The following is a 19,237-nucleotide window of genomic DNA, read 5'->3' on the forward strand; positions in this document are numbered from 1 at the left end:
TCCGGCCTAAACCGGCCTCAAGCCTTCTCCAAACAAAAAACCCGCCGAAAAATCGACGGGGTTTGTCAGCGGTCTGACGCCGGCCTTGGGGCCGGCGTTTTTTGTTTTGGCGTCATTGCGAGAAGCGAACCGACGTCCAGGCCACCTCCGCGGAAACGGTATGGATTGCTTCGCTACGCTCGCATGACGAGTAGTTGGAGCGAGACCCGCCTCACGCCCGCGGGGCGCAGCGGACATAGACCATGTTGCCGTACCGCGTGGCGGCGTCCTTGTCGACGAAGCGGGTGATCATGACGCGGCCGTCGAAGGAGACGATCTCGCGGTCCTGCTCGCCCGGCGTCGGGCCGGGTGGACCGATATAGTTCTTGCCGCTCGGCGAGCCCTTCAGGCGCAGTTCCTGCGGCGTGGCCTGGTCGGCCAGATGCATGATCACGCCCCCGGAGGAACCGGCGCCGATCACGTAGGGATTCTTACACTGGGCCCGCGCAGCCGCCTCGGTGCGGGCGCGATCGGCCGGGTTCTGGAACGAGGCAAGGCCCCAGCGGCCGACGATCTCGTCGGCGCGGATCGAGGCCGGCATTTCCGGCGCAGTGCCGGGCTCGGCCTCCGGCGCCGGCTGGGACGACGAAAAGGACGGCAGGCTCATGCCGCCGCCGCAGGCACCCAGCAGCAGCGCCAGGCAAGAGGCCGCCGCCAGATTGGCGACCGTGCGCGCGTGAGCTGAACTGATCATGGCATTCCCCCGAACAAGACCACGGCCGCACCCCACCCGCAGCCAAGCGCAAAACCGCTGCCGGAGCAATGACGTCCTTTGATACGCCGGCGCCCCGAACAAGTTTCCAATGCCACCATCCTATATCCGCCTCACCAATCGCTTAACCACCTTTGCTTGACAGGATCGCAGCCAAGCCATATCCCCTGCGCACTATTAGCACTCGGAAAGACCGATTGCTAAGCGCGCCGTTCGCCCTTCGGGAAGAGGGGGAACGGGAGCGCCGCCCTCATCCACTTCCGCTGCTTTCGGAAAAGCGAGCCTCCAAAGGGAAACGTCATGGCTAAGTCCAAATTTCGTCCGCTGCATGACCGTGTCGTGGTCAAACGTATCGACGCCGAGGAAAAGACCAAGGGCGGCATCATCATCCCCGACACCGCCAAGGAAAAGCCGTCCCAGGGCGAAGTCGTCGCCGTCGGCCCCGGCGGCCGCGACGAGGCCGGCAAGCTGATTCCGATCGACCTCAAGGTCGGCGACCGCGTGCTGTTCGGCAAGTGGTCGGGCACCGAGGTCAAGATCGACAACGAAGAGCTCCTGATCATGAAGGAGTCGGACATCATGGGCGTGATGGCCTAGGGCCATCCGCCTGAACGGCCGCTGAATACCATGCCCGGATCATCAGGTCCGGGCATCCATCATTCCGCCGCACGATAGCAATTACGACACATCACGACACAACAGGGATTGCAGACCATGGCTGCCAAGGACGTCAAGTTTTCCGGAGACGCGCGCGATCGCATGCTGCGCGGCGTCGACATTCTCGCCAACGCCGTCAAGGTGACGCTCGGACCGAAGGGCCGCAACGTCGTCATCGAGAAGTCGTTCGGCGCGCCGCGCATCACCAAGGACGGCGTCACCGTCGCCAAGGAGATCGAGCTCGAGGACAAATTCGAGAACATGGGCGCCCAGATGGTGCGTGAGGTCGCCTCCAAGACCAACGACCTCGCCGGCGACGGCACCACCACCGCGACCGTGCTGGCGCAGGCCATCGTGCGCGAAGGCGCCAAGGCGGTTGCCGCCGGCATGAACCCGATGGACCTCAAGCGCGGCATCGACACCGCGGTTGCCGCCGTCATCAAGGACATCGAGAAGCGCGCCAAGCCGGTCGCCGCCTCCTCCGAGGTCGCCCAGGTCGGCACCATCTCGGCCAACGGCGATGCCGCCATCGGCAAGATGATCGCCCAGGCGATGCAGAAGGTCGGCAACGAGGGCGTCATCACCGTCGAAGAGAACAAGTCGCTCGAAACCGAGGTCGACATCGTCGAGGGCATGAAGTTCGACCGTGGCTATCTCAGCCCGTACTTCGTCACCAACCCCGAGAAAATGACCGCCGAGCTCGAGGACGCCTACATCCTCCTGCACGAGAAGAAGCTCTCCGGCCTGCAGGCGATGCTGCCGGTGCTCGAAGCCGTGGTGCAGTCGGGCAAGCCGCTCGTCATCATCGCCGAGGACGTCGAGGGTGAGGCGCTCGCCACCCTGGTCGTCAACCGCCTGCGTGGCGGCCTCAAGGTCGCCGCTGTCAAGGCACCGGGCTTCGGCGATCGCCGCAAGGCCATGCTCGAGGACCTCGCGATCCTGACCGGTGGTCAGCTGATCTCCGAAGACCTCGGCATGAAGCTCGAGAACGTCACCGTGAAGATGCTCGGCCGCGCCAAGAAGGTGGTGATCGACAAGGAGAACACCACGATCGTCAACGGCGCCGGCAAGAAGCCCGACATCGAGGCCCGCGTCGGCCAGATCAAGGCCCAGATCGAGGAGACCACCTCGGACTACGACCGTGAGAAGCTGCAGGAGCGCCTGGCCAAGCTCGCCGGCGGCGTCGCGGTGATCCGCGTCGGCGGCGCGACCGAGATCGAGGTCAAGGAGAAGAAGGACCGCGTCGAGGACGCGCTCAACGCCACCCGCGCCGCGGTGCAGGAAGGCATCGTCCCCGGCGGCGGCGTCACGCTGCTGCGCGCCAAGAAGGCGGTGGGCCGTCTCACCAACGCCAATGCCGACGTGCAGGCCGGCATCAACATCGTGCTGAAGGCGCTGGAAGCTCCGATCCGCCAGATCTCCGAGAACGCCGGCGTCGAGGGCTCGATCGTGGTCGGCAAGATCCTGGAGAACAAGTCCGAGACCTTCGGCTTCGACGCCCAGAGCGAGGACTATGTCGACATGATCGAGAAGGGCATCATCGATCCCGCCAAGGTGGTGCGCACCGCGCTTCAGGACGCCTCCTCCGTGGCCGGCCTGCTGGTGACCACCGAGGCGATGGTCGCCGAGATGCCGAAGAAGGAAGCCGCGCCCGCCATGCCGGCCGGCGGCGGCATGGGCGGCTTCTAAGCCCGTCCTCACCTGACGATGTTAAGAAGGCCGCCTCCGGGTGGCCTTCTTTTTTGCCGATCATGCCGCACGCTTTCCGATTCAACCGGCGGCCAAAACCCACTACGGTGGCGCGCCGATTCTGATTTGAGGATTTCGTCAATGCGCGCGCTTTTTCCGACGGCTCTTCTGGCGACCCTGCTCGTCATGTCCCCGGGGCTCGTATCCGCCCAGATGAAGCTGTCGCCGAAGGCCACGGCACCCGGCGGCATGGAGACGCGCTATTTCACCTCGATCGACGGGCTGATGGACGGCAATGCCGACGTGATCCTGAAGGAGACGCGGCAGGGCAAGACGGTCACCGCCGCCGTGCTCGACGTCTGCTACCCCGTTGCCAAGAACTCCGACCGCAAGGACCGCTTCGTCGTCAACCTCCAGGTCTCCGGCCAGACGCTGACCGGCACGACCACGAGCATCGGCGCGAAGGCGCCCGTGACGGTCAAGCTCACCCGCAAGCCGACCGGCGACACCTTCGAGTTCCGCGGCCAGATCGGCATCGGCCAGAGCGTCACCGAAGTGACGTCGCCCGACAATGCCGACCTCAGCGAGAAGGAATTTCTGGACAACCAGACCACCGACGACGGCATCACGCCGCAGCCGAAAGATTTCACCGAAGTCTCGCCGGAGGCGATTGCGGTCAAGGTCAAGCTGGAGAACGCGACCGACTTCCTGAAGAGCCTCAAGGGCCAGGACGTCGAGGTGACGCTGGCAAGTCTCTCCGTCGGCTGCGACGCGCTGCGCGCCGGCGAGCAGACCATCAACATGTCGGTCGATCCGGAGCGCGCGGCCGCGCTGCTCGCGAAATTCAAGGCGATGCCGGGTGTCACGGCTGCCGGCTGGACCGCGGGGATCGCGGAGATGGACCGCACCATTCGTCTGCCCGCCGCCGACTGGCGCGACGGCGACAAGATCAATCGCGACAAGCTCGCCACCGCAATTGCCGGCGTGCTGAGCAAGACGCTTGCGGCCAAGCCGGTCTCGCAGAGCTTCAACGCCGCCACCGGCAAGCTCAAGCTGGTGTTCAAGCGGCCGAACCAGGATTTCCCGGCGCTCGAGCTCACCGACACGATCGAGGTCGCGGGCCTCGTCTCCGCCGACAAGCCGGGGGCATCAGACAAGTTGATGGTCTGGATCGGCAGCCCCTCGACCACCACGGCCGACGAGAGCAGCGGCGCAAAGCTCAACGTCTCGGACGAAGCGACCGCCGACGAAGAAGGTGATCAGCCCGACGACAACGGCTCGATCGAGGCGCTCGCCAAAGAGCTGAAGGGTCAGCGCTGGGACGCCGACAAGTCGGTGTGGAAGTGAGCTGAGTACTCGTGCCCCGGACGCAGCGCGACAGCGCTGCAGAGCCGGGGCCATAAGCCACACGGTCGATCACGGATCGACTCTGGGTGCCGGCTCTGCGGCGCAGCGCTTGTGCGCTGCGCCTTGTCGGGACACGAGAGCAGTGCTTGCCAGACGTTAATTCCCGTTCTCGCGAAACCGCAGCGTCTTCGGGCCGATCAGCGTGAGCACGTCGCCCTGGCGCTTCCAGGTTTCGACGGCGGCGAGCGCGGCGACGAGGTCGTCATCGGCCTGAGCCTTTGCCGGCGGACAGGAACGATCCTGAAGTGGGCCGGGGACGAAAATCACGGTGTTGCCGGCCACCGAGAACTGACCCTTGCCGCCCTTGCACCACAGCTCGAGCACGACCTCGCCATGGTCACCGATCTCGATGTTCGGGATTCGTTTCGAGCCAGGCTGCGGTACGGCCTCCAGCGTCATCTCGGTGCCGAAGGGAAAGCCCTCTTCCGCATGCGCAACGGCACACATCAAAAGCACCGCGGCCGCGGCACACACCACCTGCTTCAACGACACCATCAGACCTCTCGACCGACCGAATTGCCGGGTCTTCTATAAGACGGCAACGCCTTTGAGAAGGTTCGCCGGTTCAAGAGACAAAAATCCCCGCGGGGACGGTCCCGCGGGGATTGGCCTCGAAGCCTGGACTGGCCTCGCTACTTCAGGACGAGCTCCGTGAACGGATAGACATAGGCTTGCAGGGTCACGAGCACACCGACGAGACAGGCAAGCACGATCGAGTGCCAGAACACGAAGCGCAGGATGGATCCTTCGTGGCCGACCCAGTTGGTCGCGGTGGAGGCGACCACGATCGATTGCGCGTCGATCATCTTGCCCATCACACCGCCGGACGAGTTCGCCGCACCCATCAGGATCGGCGACAGGCCGAGCTGCTGGGAGGTGATCTTCTGGAGGTTGCCGAACAGGATGTTCGAGGAGGTATCCGATCCGGTCAGCGCCACGCCCAACCAGCCGAGCAGCGTGCCGAAGAAGGGATAGAGCACGCCGGTTGCGGCGAAGGCGAGACCGAGCGTCGCGTCGACACCAGACAGCCGCGTCAGCGTACCGATCGCGAGCATCGCCGAGATCGTGATCAGCGAGATCGCGCAGAGCCGGATGGTGCGGCCATATTCGGCCACGAGTTTGCCGGGACCGACGCCCATCAGCAGGCCGGAGATGATCGCCGCGATCAGCATGCCCGTGCCGGTGAACGACAGATAGGTGAAGCTGAACACGGCCGCTTCCTTTGTCGGCCCTGGCGCGACCGGCGGCATTTTGTTGATCATCTGGTGCAGTTCGGGAACGGGATAGTTCCAGGTGAAGATGCCGTTCGCCCAGGTCTTGAAGGCGCCGTTGCCCCAGATCAGCATCACGATGCAGACGATGATCCACGGCAGAAGCGCACTGAACAGCTCGCCTTGCGTCAAGGGCGTCTTGTCGAGCGGTTTTGCAGCCGCCATGGTGGCCGCCGATTCATCGCGGCCGCGTAGCGCCGGGGAAAGCCAGAGCTGCTTCGGCTGCCAGACTCGAAGGAACAGGATCAGCGCGCCCATCGAGATCAGCGATGCGCCGATATCGACGATCCAGGGATTGATGTAGTTCGAGATCACGAATTGCGGGATCGCGAACGACACGCCGGTGACGAGGATGGCCGGCCAGACGTCCTTCATTCCACGCCAGCCGGCGAAGGCCCACACGACCCAGAACGGCACGATCAGCGAAAAGAACGGCAATTGCCGGCCGACCATGGCACCCAGGATGTAGGGATCGAGCCCGGTGACCGAGGCAAGGCCCTGGATCGGCGTGCCCAGCGCGCCATAGGCGACGGGTGCGGTGTTGGCGATCAGCGAGAGCCCCGAGGCCGCCAGCGGCGAGAAGCCGAGCCCGATCAGCACGGCGCCGGTGATCGCGACCGGCGTGCCGAAGCCGGAGGCGCCTTCGAAGAACGCTCCGAACGAGAAGGCCACCAGCAGCAATTGCAGCCGCCGATCCTCGGTCACGCTGCCGATCGCACGCTTGAGCAGCTCGAATTTGCCGCATCCAACCGTCACCTGGTAGAGGAAGATGACGTTGAGGACGATCCAGCCGATCGGGAAGAAGCCGGTCACGATGCCGAGGATCGAGGCGCGGATCGACATGTTCGCGGGCATGGTGAAAACGAAGATCGTGATCAGGTTGGTCACGATCATGGCGATGACGGCTGCGATGTGAGCCTGAACGCGCCCGCTCGCGATCAGGACCAGCAGTGTGACGACGGGGACTGCCGCCGCGATCGTCGACAGCACCGGGCTGTGCAGCGGATCATAGATTTGATTCCACATGGTCTTCCTCCCCCACGCATGTGTGCGGCAGGCGGCCCGCGTGGACAGCCGATCCTGCTTGACGCTGAGCGATAACCCCCGAAGGGGACGCGAATTCCTCGCGAATGCAGCGGTTCCCGTCCGCTCACAAGCTCGCGAAATCCCGAAGGCCCCCACCCCGCGCCGTTGAGGCCCATGCTAGGGTTGCAAGCCGCGACAAGCCAACGCAAATTGCACCACTTGCGACTTTAGTCTAAGTGCACTGATTTCCGCCCTTGCCTCAATGGTTTGGCTTGAGACATTTGCGCACAGCCCTGCAGGAGATCCCGCTCTGTGAAGAACATCCGCGCCACGCTCGCGATTGTCTGGCGAATCGCCGGCCCATATTTCCGATCGGAAGACAAATGGGCCGGTCGCGGCCTGCTCGCCGTCGTCGTGGCGATGGAGCTGGCACTCGTCGCCATCAATGTGCTGCTCAATCAGTGGCAGAACCGGTTCTACAGTGCGCTCCAGGCCTACGATCTGAACGAGTTCGTGATGCAGGTCTGGATCTTCCTCGGCCTTGCCTTCACCTATGTCGCGATAGCCGTTTACAAGCTGTACCTGAACCAGTGGCTGCAGATCCGCTGGCGGCGCTGGCTGACACAACACTATCTCGGCGAATGGCTGGACGGCGCCACCCATTACCGCATGCAGCTGAAGGGCGATGCCGCCGATAACCCCGACCAGCGTCTCACCGACGACGTCACGAACTTCGTCGAGCAAACGCTGGTCCTCGGCCTCGGCCTGCTGTCGTCGATCGTGACGCTGGCCTCGTTCATCGTCATCCTCTGGGGCCTGTCCAACAAGGCGCCGCTGCACATTTACGGCACCGACATCGTCATCCCCGGTTTTCTGGTCTGGTGCGCGCTGGCCTACGCGCTCCTCGGCACCGCGCTGACGCACTGGATCGGTGCGCCGCTCATCAACCTTTATTTCGAGAAGCAGCGCTACGAGGCGGACTTCCGCTTCAACCTGATCCGCGTGCGCGAGAATTCCGAGCAGATTGCACTTTTGAAAGGAGAGCGCGCAGAACAAGGCCATCTCCTGCAGCGCTTCGGCTCCGTCATCGCCAACTGGTATGCGATCATGAGCCGGACGAAACGCCTCACCGCCTTCACGGCGAGCTACGGTCAGGCTGCAACCATCTTTCCCTACGTGGTGGTCGCGCCCGCCTACTTTGCCAAGAGCATCCAGCTCGGCGACATGATGCAGACCGGTTCGGCCTTCGGCCAGGTGCAGGATGCGCTGTCCTTTTTCGTCTCGTTCTATCGATCGATCGCGGAATGGCGCGCGATTGTCGCCCGCCTCGACGGCTTCGAAATGTCGGTCGCCACGGCGGCAAACCTGCCGGCGCATGAAGCGACGATCGAGCTCAAGGCGACAGGCGGCAGCCGCAATATCGGCCTGGAAAAGCTCTGCGTGTATCTTCCCAACGGCACGCCACTGGTCGCCGCCGACGGCTTCGCCATCCAGACGCCGGAACGCGTGCTCGTGACCGGACCGTCGGGCTCCGGCAAGTCGACGCTGTTCCGGGCCATCGCCGGCATCTGGCCGTTCGGCACCGGCACCATCGTCGTCCCCGCGCAGGCGAAGCTGATGATGCTGCCGCAACGTCCCTACTTCCCGGTGGGTGCACTGGGTGACGCCGTGGTCTATCCCGCAGCCCCCGGCGCATTCCCGGCAACCCAGATCCGGGACGCGCTCATCGCGGTCGGCTTGCCCGACCTCGCCGAACGGCTCAGCGAGCACGGCCATTGGAACCGGATGCTCTCGCTCGGCGAGCAACAGCGACTGGGGCTTGCCCGCGCGCTGCTGCATGCGCCGGACTACCTGTTCCTCGACGAGGCCACCGCCTCGCTCGACGAATTGTCCGAGGCGAGGCTCTATCGGCTGTTGGCCGAGAGGCTGCCGCAGGCCACCATCGTCTCGATCGGGCACCGCTCGACGCTTGATGCTTTCCACACCCGCAAGGTGGCGCTGGCGGAGAGCGGCGAGATCCATGTGCTGGGCCATGGCGACGTGCCGGCCGAGCCGGAGGCGAGTGCGGCGCGCTGAGGCGAAAAGGCGCGGCCCGCCAACGGGACGGAAGAAGAACCAGACCCGGCTCTCGTTCCCGGACGAGCCGCAACGCCCTTCAGCGTTGCGGCGCAGAGCCGGGACCCTGGTGCTACGCCGCAGAGCGGCTGGGCCCTGGCTTTGCAACGCACCGCTGAAGAAGCGCTGCGCTGCGCCCGGGGCACGAGAAGCTTCTCAAAAACAAAAGGGCGGCAGATTGCTCTGCCGCCCTCGGAAGTACTCTCGGGACAAAACCTATTTCAGGTTGCTCATCGCCGTCAGGTCGAAGGACAGCTTGGCGACACCCGCCGCGCCGCACCAGTTGGAGCCAGCGCCGCCCGGATTGATCGGGGTGACGTTGGTGGTGCCGGTAGCGTTGAAGGCGCTGGTGAAGGCGTTGCAATCACCCTTGTTCAGGTCGGTGTCGGAGTAACGCAGATCCAGCGTGAACACCTTGTAGGTAAAGCCGATCCCGACGTTCCAGGTGTTGTAGTCCTTGTAGGGAATGCCATTGGCGAAGACGGTGCCTGCACCGGTGCCGTAGAAGGCATCCGAGGTGCCGAACCACTGCCGGCCGAACTCTCCCGACACATACATGCCGACGCCCGAAGCGCCGAACGTCGTGCTCGGCGCGATCCACTTCGCGGTCACCGAGGAGTAGTTGCCCCACGCACCCGAGTTCAGGAAGTTCGGCGAGTAGTACTCGTTCACGCCGACCGACCAGTTGTCGTTGATGGTGTAGTTCAGCTTGCCGTAGACTTCGAAGAAGCTGACGTCCTTCTTCATGACGTTGCCGTCGGCAAGGAAGATGGTCGTGGTGCTGACGGGGCAGACGCCGCCGCCGGGAATGCCGCCGGTCAGCACGTTGTCGGCGCAGCTTCCGCCCGGATACAGGTAGCCCCAGACGCCGATATCGAAGGCGAAGGCGCCGAAGGTCGGGCGGATACCGCCGTAGATGTCGACTTCGGCCGCAGCGCGGTTGGCGAAGGAGATGCTCTCAGCGGACACGCCGGCGTACAGCTGGAGGTCCTTGTTGATGTTGTAGCGCGGCTCGAAATAGGCGGCGACCGACGGCTTGTGGTTGGACTGGGTCACGCCGCGGAAGATGTAGTCGTTCATGATCGCGCCGCCGAAGGCGATATCCCAGGGATCAAAGGCGGGTGCCGGGGGAGCCTTCAGGGCCTTCAAGGGCATGTCCGCCGCGAAAGCCGAACCCGTCACCATTGCCAGCGCCGTTGCCAACAAAGTCACTTTTTTCATTTCGATCCCCATCACCAGTTCTAGACCCCGGTCGAGCTCCGGAAGCCCCCCGGGGCCGCCCGACCTGATTGCAAATTTCGTAACTGGTCCAATCTGGATGGAGGAACTTAAACCGAGAAGCAAAAAACACGAGCATCTGCCGCCTTTTTGGGCGTTCTGGCGATTCCACGAAAGGTTGTCAGCCGGTGTTGCTTCTCGATCACATTATTTTCACGCCAAGGTGCAGAAAGTGACCCGGGATACTACGTAGCCGCGGGCACCGTGGCGCGCCTGCGACGAATCAAGTGACTCAAAAACGAGCAGCCATCGGCCGCCCATGCAAAAAGGCCGCAGCGTCGCCGCCGCGGCCTTACCGCTGTCGATCCTTATCAGGGGACAGACCCGGCGTTCGGTCTGGGCTTGTCCCCCTGCGGGCCTAACCTTGCCCCTCGGCCGGCGTCGCTTCCGCAGAAGACGAAGGCATCGCCCAGCTCGTCTCAGCCGCCGGCTCCGGCGCCGGCGCCACGGGGGCCGCTGGCTTCGCCGCGGGAGCTGCCTTCGCCTTCTTCGGCGCTGCTTTCTTGGCGGCCTTCTTCGGCGCCGCCTTCTTCACAGCCTTCTTGGCCGCAGCCTTCTTTGCTGACGTCTTGGCAGCTTTCTTCGGCGCGGCCTTCTTTGCAGATTTCCTGGCGGACTTCTTCGCCGACTTCTTGGCCGCCTTCTTCTTCGTCGCCTTCTTCGCGCTTACGACCTTCTTGGCCTTTTTGGCCTTCTTGCTTTTTTTCTTGCTCGCTTTCGCCATCGTGGTCCTCCTGTTGCCGCCGAACAATGGTCGATCGGGCTCTTCAGCCGTCACCTCCGGACGAAAGCTCAGCGCGACGGATTCAATGCCGGCCGCGACCCGCCCGTAGCCCAATCGAGAAGCTCAATCGTGTGTACGACCGGAACTGACGTGCCACTGGCAATCTGCACCATGCAGCCGATATTGCCCGCGGCAATCATGTCCGGCTTGACGCTCGCGATGTTGGCGACCTTGCGATCGCGCAACCGGCCCGCAAGCTCGGGCTGGAGAATGTTGTAAGTCCCCGCCGAACCGCAACACAAATGGCTCTCGGGCACATCTTTCACCACGAATCCATTCTTGGAAAGCAATTCTTTCGGAAGCCCCGTGATTTTCTGTCCGTGCTGCAACGAGCACGCGGAGTGATAGGCGACGACGACATCGCCCTGTTGCGTGCTCGGCGTGAGGGCAAGACCAGCGACGTATTCGGTGATGTCCTTCGCGAGCGCGGACACTTGCGCCGCGTCGGCTGCGAATGCGGCGTCCTCGCGCAGCAGGTAACCATAGTCCTTGATCACCGTGCCGCAGCCGGAGGTCGTCACCAGGATGGCGTCGAGCCCCTCGCCTGCCGCCTCCTTCTGCCAGGCCCTGACGTTGGCGCGAGCCCGCGCCAGCGCATCATCGTCGTGGCCGAGATGATGGGTGAGCGCGCCGCAGCATTGCTCATCCTTGACCAGCACGACCTCGATGCCGTGGCGGGTGAGCAGATTGATGGCGGCCTGATTGATGCGCGGCGCCAGCACCTGCTGGGCGCAGCCCTGGAGCAGCGCGACGCGGCCGCGCTTCTTGCCGAGCGCTGCGAACACGCTGCCGGGAAGCGCGCCCGGTGCCGGCAGCCGGCCAGGCGCCAGCGCCAGCATCGCCTTGAGGCGCTGGATCAGGCCCGGGGTGGCCGAGGGCCGCGGGGTCGGCAGGAAGACAGCGAGCGGCCGGGCAAGCTGCGCCAACCGCATGCTGATACGAAACCGTTGCGGATCCGGCAGCACGAAGGCGAGCACCCGGCGCAGCAGCCGCTCGGCGAGCGGACGCTCATAGCGCTGCTCGATCCTGACCCGGGCCTGATCGACGAGGTGCATGTAGTTCACCCCCGAGGGGCAGGTGGTCATACAGGCGAGGCACGACAGGCAACGGTCGACGTGCTTGACCACCTCTGGCGTCGGCGCCTGGTCCTTTTCCAGCATCTCCTTGATCAGATAGATGCGGCCGCGCGGGCTATCGAGCTCGTCGCCGAGCAGGACATAGGTCGGGCAGGTCGCGGTGCAGAAGCCGCAATGGACGCAAGCGCGCAGGATCTTGTCGGCTTCGGCGATATCAGGGTCGGCGAGCTGTGCCAGTGAGAATTCGGTCTTCATGCCGGAGCGCCTCGCGTCAGCCGTCCCCGGTTCAGAATGGATTTCGGATCGAAGCTGGCGCGGACCCGTTCGCTCAGGGCAGCAACACCTGGTGCTTGCGGGTGGAAGACATCGACTTCGCGCCTGACATCCTCGGCCGCCCGGATCAGCGTGGCATGCCCGCCGAACGCGTTGGTCCGCTGGCGAACGGCCGCGGCGTGCGCATCACCCGCGGGCGGCATCGCCGCCCAAATCAAGCCGCCGCCCCAATCGTAGATGACCTCGCCGCCCGTCTCGCGCGCCAATAGCGCCCCGAGCGCAGCGCCCGAAGCCGGTGGACAGACGATCCGCCACACCGGCCAGGCCCCGAGCGCGCCGCCGGCCGCGAAAGGCAATACGTCGCGAATGGTGGTCCACAGCGCGGAGGAGGCGGCATCCTCGATGACCTCAGCGGTTCCGAACGGCGCCAGCAATTCGCGCAAGGAGCCGGCGCGGTGGCCGGCAGAAGCGGTGATGCCCTCGAGCCGCAGCACCGTCAGCGCCTCGCCCTCGCCGGCGACATCGCCAAGTCCCTCGGTCTTGGCACGGAAAGCCGATTTCGGCAGATGCGCGGCGGCGGAGACGTCGAAGGGCGAGCCGAGCGCCGCTGTCATCGCCTTGTTGGCGGCGGCATCATCCAACCCGCGCAGCAACAGCGTCCGCTCGGCCTCCGGCTTCGGCATCACCTTCAGCGTCACCTCGGTCATGACGGACAGCGTGCCCCAGGACCCTGCCAGCAGCTTGCAGAGATCATAGCCCGTGACGTTCTTGACCACCTTGCCGCCGGTCTTGAAGCTGTCGCCAAAGCCGGAGACGGCATGCGCCCCCAGAAGATGATCGCGTGCGCCGCCCGCCCTGATCCGCCGCGGGCCGGCCAGGCCGGAGGCGATCATGCCGCCGATGGTGCCCGATGCGGACGTGCCGAGCAGCGGCGCGGTGTTGACGGGCTCGAAGGCGAATTGCTGGTTCTTGGCGTCGATCAGGGACAGCACGTCGGCCACCGGCGCGCCGGCCTGCAGCGTGACGATCAGCTCGTTGGGCTCATAGGAGGTGACGGCATTCAGCGCGGAGACGTCGAGCACCGCGTTGGTCGCCATCGCATGCCCGATGCTGCGCTTGCTGCCACGGCCGACGATCTCGAGCGGCTGCTCGCTCGCAATCGCCGCGCGCACCACCTCTTCGACGTCTTTGGCGTCTCTGACCCTGAGCGTATCCACGGGGAAAGGCGGTAGCGAAATTCGCGTCGGAAATCAATTCGCGCGGAGCTTTCGCGGCCTCATTCCAAAGGAGGTGCACGCATCGAACGGTCGCCGATCCGGCGAGCGCGGGCGGCAATCGAGCACGGCTCCTTCGGCACAATCGTGCTTCGATCGCCGTCGAATCATTTCCGAGCAAGCTTCGTTATTGATCGAACTGTTCCCTCTGCAATGGAGTTCCCTCATGAACGAGCACGCAATGACCCAGCAAGCCATCCATCAAGCCGTCGGCGGCGGCGGTCTTCTGGTCGTGGCGCAATGGGAAGCGAAGGCCGAGCAAGTGGACCGCGTGGCCGAGATCCTGCGCGGCTTCCTCCCACAGGCTCAAAGCGAACCCGGCGTGAAGCTGTTCCTGATCAGCCGCGCCAAGGACAACCCGGCCCAGTTCCTGTTCTACGAATTGTTCCGCGACGAGGCGGCGTTCAAGGCGCATCAGGAGAGCGCGCATTTCAAGAGCCACATCACCGGGCAAGCGCTGCCGCTGCTGGCGAGGCGCGAGCGGACGCAATACGCGCTGATGTGAAGAACAATGCCGGCTCGCCCTCTCCCACGAGACAAGGGAGGGCGAGCCAGCCATGGCTTCAGAACCGCGGAATATCCGGAAATGCCAGCTTGCCCGCGTGGACATGCATGCGGCCGAGCTCGGCACAGCGGTGCAGGGTCGGAAATACCTTGCCGGGGTTGAGCAGGCCCTGCGCGTCGAACGCGCATTTCAGCCGCTGCTGCTGGTTGAGATCGATCTCGGTGAACATGTCGGGCATCAGATCGCGCTTCTCGATGCCGACGCCGTGCTCGCCGGTCAGCACGCCGCCGAACTCGACACAGGCGCGCAGGATGTCGGCGCCGAAAGCTTCGGCGCGCTCGATCTCGCCGGGCTTGTTCGCATCATAGAGGATCAGCGGGTGCAGATTGCCGTCGCCGGCGTGAAACACGTTGGCGCAGCCGAGCTGGTATTTTTCCGAGAGCTCGCGGATGCGCGCCAGCGCCTTCGGCAGTGCGCCGCGCGGGATGGTGCCGTCCATGCAGAGATAATCGGGCGAGATGCGGCCCACGGCGGGGAATGCCGCTTTGCGGCCCGCCCAGAACAGGTTGCGCTCGGCCTCCGAGGTCGAGATCTGGCAGGTGGTGGAGCCACAGCCATTGGCGATCGCCTCGACACGGCTGATCAGCTCGTCGACCTCGATCTTGGGGCCGTCGAGCTCGATGATGAGCAGCGCTTCGACGTCGAGCGGATAGCCGGCATGGACGAAGGCTTCGGCCGCGTGGATCGCGGGCTTGTCCATCATCTCCATGCCGCCGGGAATGATGCCGGCGCCGATGATCCGGGCCACGCATTCGCCGGCGGCCTCGACTTCGGCAAAGCCGACCATGAGGGCGCGCGCCGTCTCCGGCTTCTGCAGGATGCGCACCGTGATTTCGGTGATGACCCCGAGCAGGCCTTCCGAGCCGGTGATGACGCCCATCAGGTCGTAGCCGGGGTTCTCGCACCCCTTGCCGCCGATCCGCAGGATCTCGCCGCTCATCAGCACGATCTCGCAACCGAGCACGTTGTTGGTGGTCATGCCGTATTTCAGACAGTGCACGCCGCCGGAATTCTCGGCGACATTGCCACCGATCGAGCAGGCGATCTGCGAGGATGGATCGGGCGCGTAGTAGAAGCCGGCATGCGCGACCGCCTGGCTGATGGCCAGGTTGGTGACGCCGGGCTCGGTGACGACGACGCGGTTGTCGAAATCGATCTCCCGGATGCGCTTGAACTTGCCGAGCCCCAGCAGCACGCCATCCTCCAGCGGCAGCGCGCCGCCCGACAGCGAGGTGCCGGAGCCACGCGGCACCACCTTGATGCCGTGCGCGGCACAATATTTCAGGACGAGCGAAACCTGCTCGGTCGTGTCGGGCAACACCACGACCATCGGCGGCTGCCGATAGGCGGTCAGCCCGTCGGATTCGTAGGCGCGCATCTCGGCAGGCGTATCGATCACGCCCTCGCCGGGCACGATTGCGCGCAATGCAGCAACGATCTCCGCGCGGCGCGCCAGCACCGCCTGGTCGCTCGCGGGCATCATGATGGCCATATCAACAAACCTTCGTCCGGCATTGGAATTTGTTCCAGCAAATCAATCATGTCTCCCGCCGTTTGGGTAGGGTCGTCCAAAGGTCGCATTGCTTTGTTGCAGCGCAAGTTCTCTCTGGGGCAAGTCTGCTAGCAGGAAACCTGTCACAGTTTCGCGGCTTGTCCACTTGCACCGGACCTGCCAAAACGACGACCCACCATCTGACCCCCGGGAAGAGACGAAGAGCATCCTATGACAAAACTGACTTTCGGCGCGCTGGTTGCCCTTGCCATGACTGCCGCAGCGTCCAGTGCGATGGCGCAGGACGTCGCAGCCGGCAAGACGTCGTTCAACAAGTGCCTGGCCTGCCATGCGATCGGCGAAGGCGCCAAGAACAAGGTTGGGCCCGAGCTCAACGGTCTCGACGGCCGCAAATCCGGCACCGCGCCGGATTACAACTATTCCGAAGCCAACAAGAACTCCGGCATCACCTGGAACGAGGCCCAGTTCAAGGAATACATCAAGGACCCGAAGGCCAAGGTCCCCGGCACCAAGATGGCGTTCGCCGGCATCAAGAACGAGACCGAGATCAACAATCTCTGGGCCTATGTGTCGCAGTTCGACAAGGACGGAAAAATCAAGCAGTAACCCGCGCAACAGCGGCCGCTGGAGCTTCGGTTCTGATCAGAACCGAAGCTCTGGCTTTTCTTCTGGCGCGTTTTAATCGGCGACCGCCTGTGCCGAGGCGATGTGACCGATCATCGTCTCGATCTCCGCCTTCACCAGATCCGGCACCGCGTTCTGCACCATGTGGCCGAGATCGGGCAGCACGATCAGCTTTGCGTTCGGCACCGTCGCGGCAAACGGACGCGCGTGGATGTCCGTTTTCACCGTCTTGTCGGGCTCGCCGGCGATGATGGTGACAGGCAGTCTGATCTCGCCATAGCGGGCAGCCTGGGCGGCCACCGACGCCTTCAGCGTCACCAGGTCAAAGGCATTGGCGATGAATTCGCGCGGGCGCAGCAACAGCGGCGTCGCCGAATCCCTCACGAAACCGTCCGGCATCGTCTGCGGCAGGAAGACGTTGCGCGCACCGGTTTCCGTGACGAAATAGCCCAGCGGCAGCGTGATGGTGTAGGCAAGCAGCGGGCCGATGATAGGCGTGGCGATGATCTCGTTATAGCGGCCGACGCCGCCTCGCCACGGATGTGTCACCGGCGCCAGCATCACGAGCCCGGCGACGCGGCTCGCATGATCGAGCGCCAGCCGCGCGCCGAGCGCACCGCTCCAGGAATGCACGACGAAGATCGCGCGATCGATCTCGAGCTTGCTTAGCGCTGCGTCGATCATGCGCGCCTGCACCTCCGGCGTCGAATCCTGCCGCAATGCGCGCGTGCTCCAGCCGTGGCCGGGACGGTCGATCAGGATGACGCGGTGCTGCCTGGCCAGAAGGTCGCCGAGCGGCCGCCGCATGACTTCGAGATTTGAGCTTGCGCCGTGCAGCATCACGATCGGCAGGCCCGCCTCGCGCGGGCCGATCTCGACGACGTGCAGCGTCGCCCCATCGACCTCGACCATCCGCCCCTGCGGCGGAAATGCGCGCTGCAAAGCAACAACGCCGGCCTGCGTGACCAGCGCCAGCAGCACCAGCGCCGTCACGGCTGAGAGCACGATCATGGAGAGGGTCCGGGCGATCCAGGGCACATCGCAGTTACGAGTTACGTGGGCAGCAGTTTCGCCCGGGGCAGCTCGGCGCTTCCACAGGAAATGCCACCCCCTGTGGATATGTGCATAATCGAAAATAAAAAAACCAACAGAAACAAGGCCCCTGCTTGATGCGCACAAGCTTCGGACCAGCTTCATGCGGTCGTCATCGCGCTGTCCATATAATCGCCACGGTCGGTTCCGCCATTTAGACGCGGATGGGCGCCGATCCCTCCTCGCAACCTCAGGGGATGCAGGAAAGACCGGCAGGATTGTCCTGGTTTGAACCGGAGGATTTTTCGATGCGCTTCAGATCGAACGACACCGCAATCGACGAGATCGTCGCCAGCTGCAACGGCGACTTGCGCGGGGCCGTGCGGGCTCTGCTCCTGATCAACGAGCACCTCGAGAGCGAGCTCGCAAAGGCCTACGCCGCAGCCGCCGATCGCGGTCTCGCCGAGCGCGGCACCAGCGCCCTGCACTAGCCCGCGCCGTCCTCGGCCTTTTCCTCGTCCGGCGTGGGCACGGGGCAGGCGCGGATGGTCGAGCGGGCCAGCTTGGCATCGGCCTTGGACTTGTAGGGCCCGTCGCCGAACCAGATGTCGCCGATGATGACCGGATTGCTGGTCACGATATGGCATTTGCCGGTGGCGCGATTGCCGACCACCCAGAACAGTCCGTCGGCGAGACTCATCGTCCCCGACGCCAGCAGCAAGCTGCAACCAAAGATCAAGCGCTTCATGGCTTTTGCTCCTGCCATGCAGGTAGACCTGCGGCGCCGCCGACAATAGTCGTTGCGGCCCGGTGCTTCCGATCGTGGTTAATCGGTCCGCGCCGCAACTGCTCGAAATATCGACTAGATGTCGCGACCTTCGACCTTCTCGGTCAGCGCCTTCACCTGGTCGGGGATCTTCTCGAGATGCGGATTGATGGCCAGCGCTTTGCGATAGGCCTCGAGCGCGCGCTTCTCGTCACCGACATCCTGCATGATCATGCCGAGCCCGGCGAGCGCACCGAAATGCCGGGGCTCGCGAATCAGCACTTCGCGGATGTCCGCGAGCGAACGGGCATAGTCGTTCTGCATGTAGTAGAGCGTCGCACGCCGGTTCCAGGCCTCGATATAATCGGGCCGCAGCTTGATGACGGCATCCAGCAGCTTGATCGCGACGTCGACCTTCTGCGCATCGACTGCGGCCTTGGCCCGCGCCATCAGCAGCGCCGCGGTGTCGCTCGGGGTCTGCAGCCAGATCGCCCAGATCCGCGCCTCGACATGCTTGGCGCTGTCCTCGTCCGGGGCGGCCTTCAGCGCGCCGAACAGGAAATCGAGGTTCTTGGTGCGGTCGGCCTTGGGCAGCTTGGCCGGGGCCTCCGGCAGCTTCTTCTGCTGCTTCGCCGGCGGAGCCGGATCATCCTGCGCCAGCGCCGGGGCGAGGCCGGCGGCTCCCAGAATGAGGGCCAGACACAGGGTGCGCGCGAAACAGAATCTCACGGTCATGGTGAAAGTCTAAACGCGCAAAGCCGCCCTTGCAAAGCAAAGGCGGCGTCAAACTCGTGTGAGCCGTGGTCTTGCGGGGCGCGCGGAACAGTCGGGCGATTAGCCCTGGCGAGCCTTGAAGCGGCGCTGCACCTTGTTGATCACATAGACCCGGCCCTTGCGGCGGACCAGGCGGTTGGCGCGATGGCGACCGCGCAGCGACTTCAGCGAGTTACGGACCTTCATGGCAGAATCCTGGACGTTCGAAAGGCCGTGTTCGGCACACCCGTTTCGGCACGCGCGAATGTGGCAAAATGAGATCTTTCCCGCTGGCGGACCAGCCGCCCGGGACGGGGCGGTTCTTAGGGCATCGCGGGCGGTGGTGTCAATGTTAACTGCCGCCTTCCGCCCAGGCAAAATCG

At 64.4% G+C, this 19,237-nt stretch carries 19 protein-coding genes; 7 read left to right on the plus strand and 12 right to left on the minus strand.

Translation table 11 applies throughout. The features are described from left to right. Positions 1–211: 211 nt before the first annotated feature. Complete coding sequence (locus IF809_RS07355) at positions 212–733, minus strand: hypothetical protein (RefSeq protein ID WP_164938891.1); 522 nt, start codon at positions 731–733, stop codon at positions 212–214. A 318-nt stretch (positions 734–1,051) separates the two neighbouring features. Between IF809_RS07355 and IF809_RS07360 the strand changes: the two genes are divergently transcribed. From IF809_RS07360 to IF809_RS07370, 3 genes are all read left to right on the plus strand, one after another. Then, positions 1,052–1,348, plus strand: coding sequence for a co-chaperone GroES (locus tag IF809_RS07360; RefSeq protein ID WP_014491914.1), 297 nt, complete (start codon positions 1,052–1,054; stop codon positions 1,346–1,348). 117 nt (positions 1,349–1,465) lie between these two features. Next, complete coding sequence (gene groL, locus IF809_RS07365) at positions 1,466–3,097, plus strand: chaperonin GroEL (protein WP_128968415.1); 1,632 nt, start codon at positions 1,466–1,468, stop codon at positions 3,095–3,097. Between the two features lie 141 nt (positions 3,098–3,238). Further along, positions 3,239–4,444, plus strand: coding sequence for a hypothetical protein (locus IF809_RS07370; RefSeq protein WP_128968416.1), 1,206 nt, complete (start codon positions 3,239–3,241; stop codon positions 4,442–4,444). Between the two features lie 156 nt (positions 4,445–4,600). Here the strand turns inward: IF809_RS07370 and IF809_RS07375 are convergent, their stop codons facing one another. Both IF809_RS07375 and IF809_RS07380 read right to left on the minus strand, forming a co-directional pair. After that, positions 4,601–4,999: an META domain-containing protein gene (locus tag IF809_RS07375; protein ID WP_128968417.1), complete on the minus strand. Its 399-nt coding sequence runs from the start codon at positions 4,997–4,999 to the stop codon at positions 4,601–4,603. Between the two features lie 137 nt (positions 5,000–5,136). Continuing rightward, the gene (locus tag IF809_RS07380) at positions 5,137–6,801 is read right to left on the minus strand and encodes an L-lactate permease (protein ID WP_128968418.1); all 1,665 of its coding nucleotides are present in this window, start codon (positions 6,799–6,801) and stop codon (positions 5,137–5,139) included. 312 nt (positions 6,802–7,113) lie between these two features. Here IF809_RS07380 and IF809_RS07385 point away from each other — a divergent pair, with 312 nt between their 5' ends. Then, positions 7,114–8,877, plus strand: coding sequence for an ABC transporter ATP-binding protein/permease (locus tag IF809_RS07385; protein WP_128968419.1), 1,764 nt, complete (start codon positions 7,114–7,116; stop codon positions 8,875–8,877). Between the two features lie 255 nt (positions 8,878–9,132). On the opposite strand, the gene IF809_RS07390 is transcribed toward IF809_RS07385, so the two are convergent. From IF809_RS07390 to IF809_RS07405, 4 genes are all read right to left on the minus strand, one after another. Then, on the minus strand, positions 9,133–10,137 hold the full coding sequence (locus tag IF809_RS07390; RefSeq protein ID WP_164938892.1) for a TorF family putative porin: 1,005 nt from the start codon (positions 10,135–10,137) through the stop codon (positions 9,133–9,135). A 415-nt stretch (positions 10,138–10,552) separates the two neighbouring features. Beyond that, entirely contained in the window at positions 10,553–10,918 is a 366-nt protein-coding gene (locus IF809_RS07395) for a histone (protein WP_128968421.1), read from the minus strand. A gap of 68 nt (positions 10,919–10,986) precedes the next feature. Then, on the minus strand, positions 10,987–12,309 hold the full coding sequence (gene glcF / locus IF809_RS07400; protein WP_453993323.1) for a glycolate oxidase subunit GlcF: 1,323 nt from the start codon (positions 12,307–12,309) through the stop codon (positions 10,987–10,989). Beyond that, positions 12,306–13,544: an FAD-binding protein gene (locus IF809_RS07405; protein ID WP_128968423.1), complete on the minus strand. Its 1,239-nt coding sequence runs from the start codon at positions 13,542–13,544 to the stop codon at positions 12,306–12,308. Before IF809_RS07405 ends, glcF begins: the two co-directional genes overlap by 4 nt. A gap of 223 nt (positions 13,545–13,767) precedes the next feature. Between IF809_RS07405 and IF809_RS07410 the strand changes: the two genes are divergently transcribed. Continuing rightward, a complete protein-coding gene (locus IF809_RS07410) occupies positions 13,768–14,106 on the plus strand; it encodes a putative quinol monooxygenase (protein ID WP_128968424.1) in 339 nt (112 codons plus the stop codon). A gap of 58 nt (positions 14,107–14,164) precedes the next feature. On the opposite strand, the gene IF809_RS07415 is transcribed toward IF809_RS07410, so the two are convergent. Beyond that, on the minus strand, positions 14,165–15,658 hold the full coding sequence (locus IF809_RS07415) for an FAD-linked oxidase C-terminal domain-containing protein (protein ID WP_462837230.1): 1,494 nt from the start codon (positions 15,656–15,658) through the stop codon (positions 14,165–14,167). Positions 15,659–15,889: 231 nt separating this feature from the next. Here IF809_RS07415 and cycA point away from each other — a divergent pair, with 231 nt between their 5' ends. Continuing rightward, entirely contained in the window at positions 15,890–16,285 is a 396-nt protein-coding gene (gene cycA / locus IF809_RS07420) for a cytochrome c-550 CycA (protein ID WP_128968426.1), read from the plus strand. 72 nt (positions 16,286–16,357) lie between these two features. Here cycA and IF809_RS07425 read toward each other — a convergent pair whose 3' ends face one another. Next, positions 16,358–17,314 carry an alpha/beta fold hydrolase gene (locus IF809_RS07425; RefSeq protein ID WP_462837231.1) on the minus strand — a complete coding sequence of 319 codons (957 nt, stop codon included), beginning with the start codon at positions 17,312–17,314 and terminating at the stop codon, positions 16,358–16,360. A gap of 329 nt (positions 17,315–17,643) precedes the next feature. Here IF809_RS07425 and IF809_RS07430 point away from each other — a divergent pair, with 329 nt between their 5' ends. Then, a complete protein-coding gene (locus IF809_RS07430; protein WP_128968428.1) occupies positions 17,644–17,826 on the plus strand; it encodes a hypothetical protein in 183 nt (60 codons plus the stop codon). Here IF809_RS07430 and IF809_RS07435 read toward each other — a convergent pair. The 3 genes from IF809_RS07435 to ykgO form a co-directional block, all read right to left on the minus strand. Further along, positions 17,823–18,083 carry a hypothetical protein gene (locus tag IF809_RS07435; RefSeq protein ID WP_462837232.1) on the minus strand — a complete coding sequence of 87 codons (261 nt, stop codon included), beginning with the start codon at positions 18,081–18,083 and terminating at the stop codon, positions 17,823–17,825. The two genes, IF809_RS07430 and IF809_RS07435, sit on opposite strands and share 4 nt — an antisense overlap. Before the next feature lie 114 nt (positions 18,084–18,197). Further along, a complete protein-coding gene (locus tag IF809_RS07440) occupies positions 18,198–18,836 on the minus strand; it encodes a tetratricopeptide repeat protein (protein ID WP_128968430.1) in 639 nt (212 codons plus the stop codon). Between the two features lie 99 nt (positions 18,837–18,935). After that, the gene (gene ykgO, locus IF809_RS07445; protein WP_006611362.1) at positions 18,936–19,061 is read right to left on the minus strand and encodes a type B 50S ribosomal protein L36; all 126 of its coding nucleotides are present in this window, start codon (positions 19,059–19,061) and stop codon (positions 18,936–18,938) included. Positions 19,062–19,237: the final 176 nt, after the last annotated feature.

It is taken from the genome of Bradyrhizobium sp. UFLA06-24 (assembly GCF_054967145.1).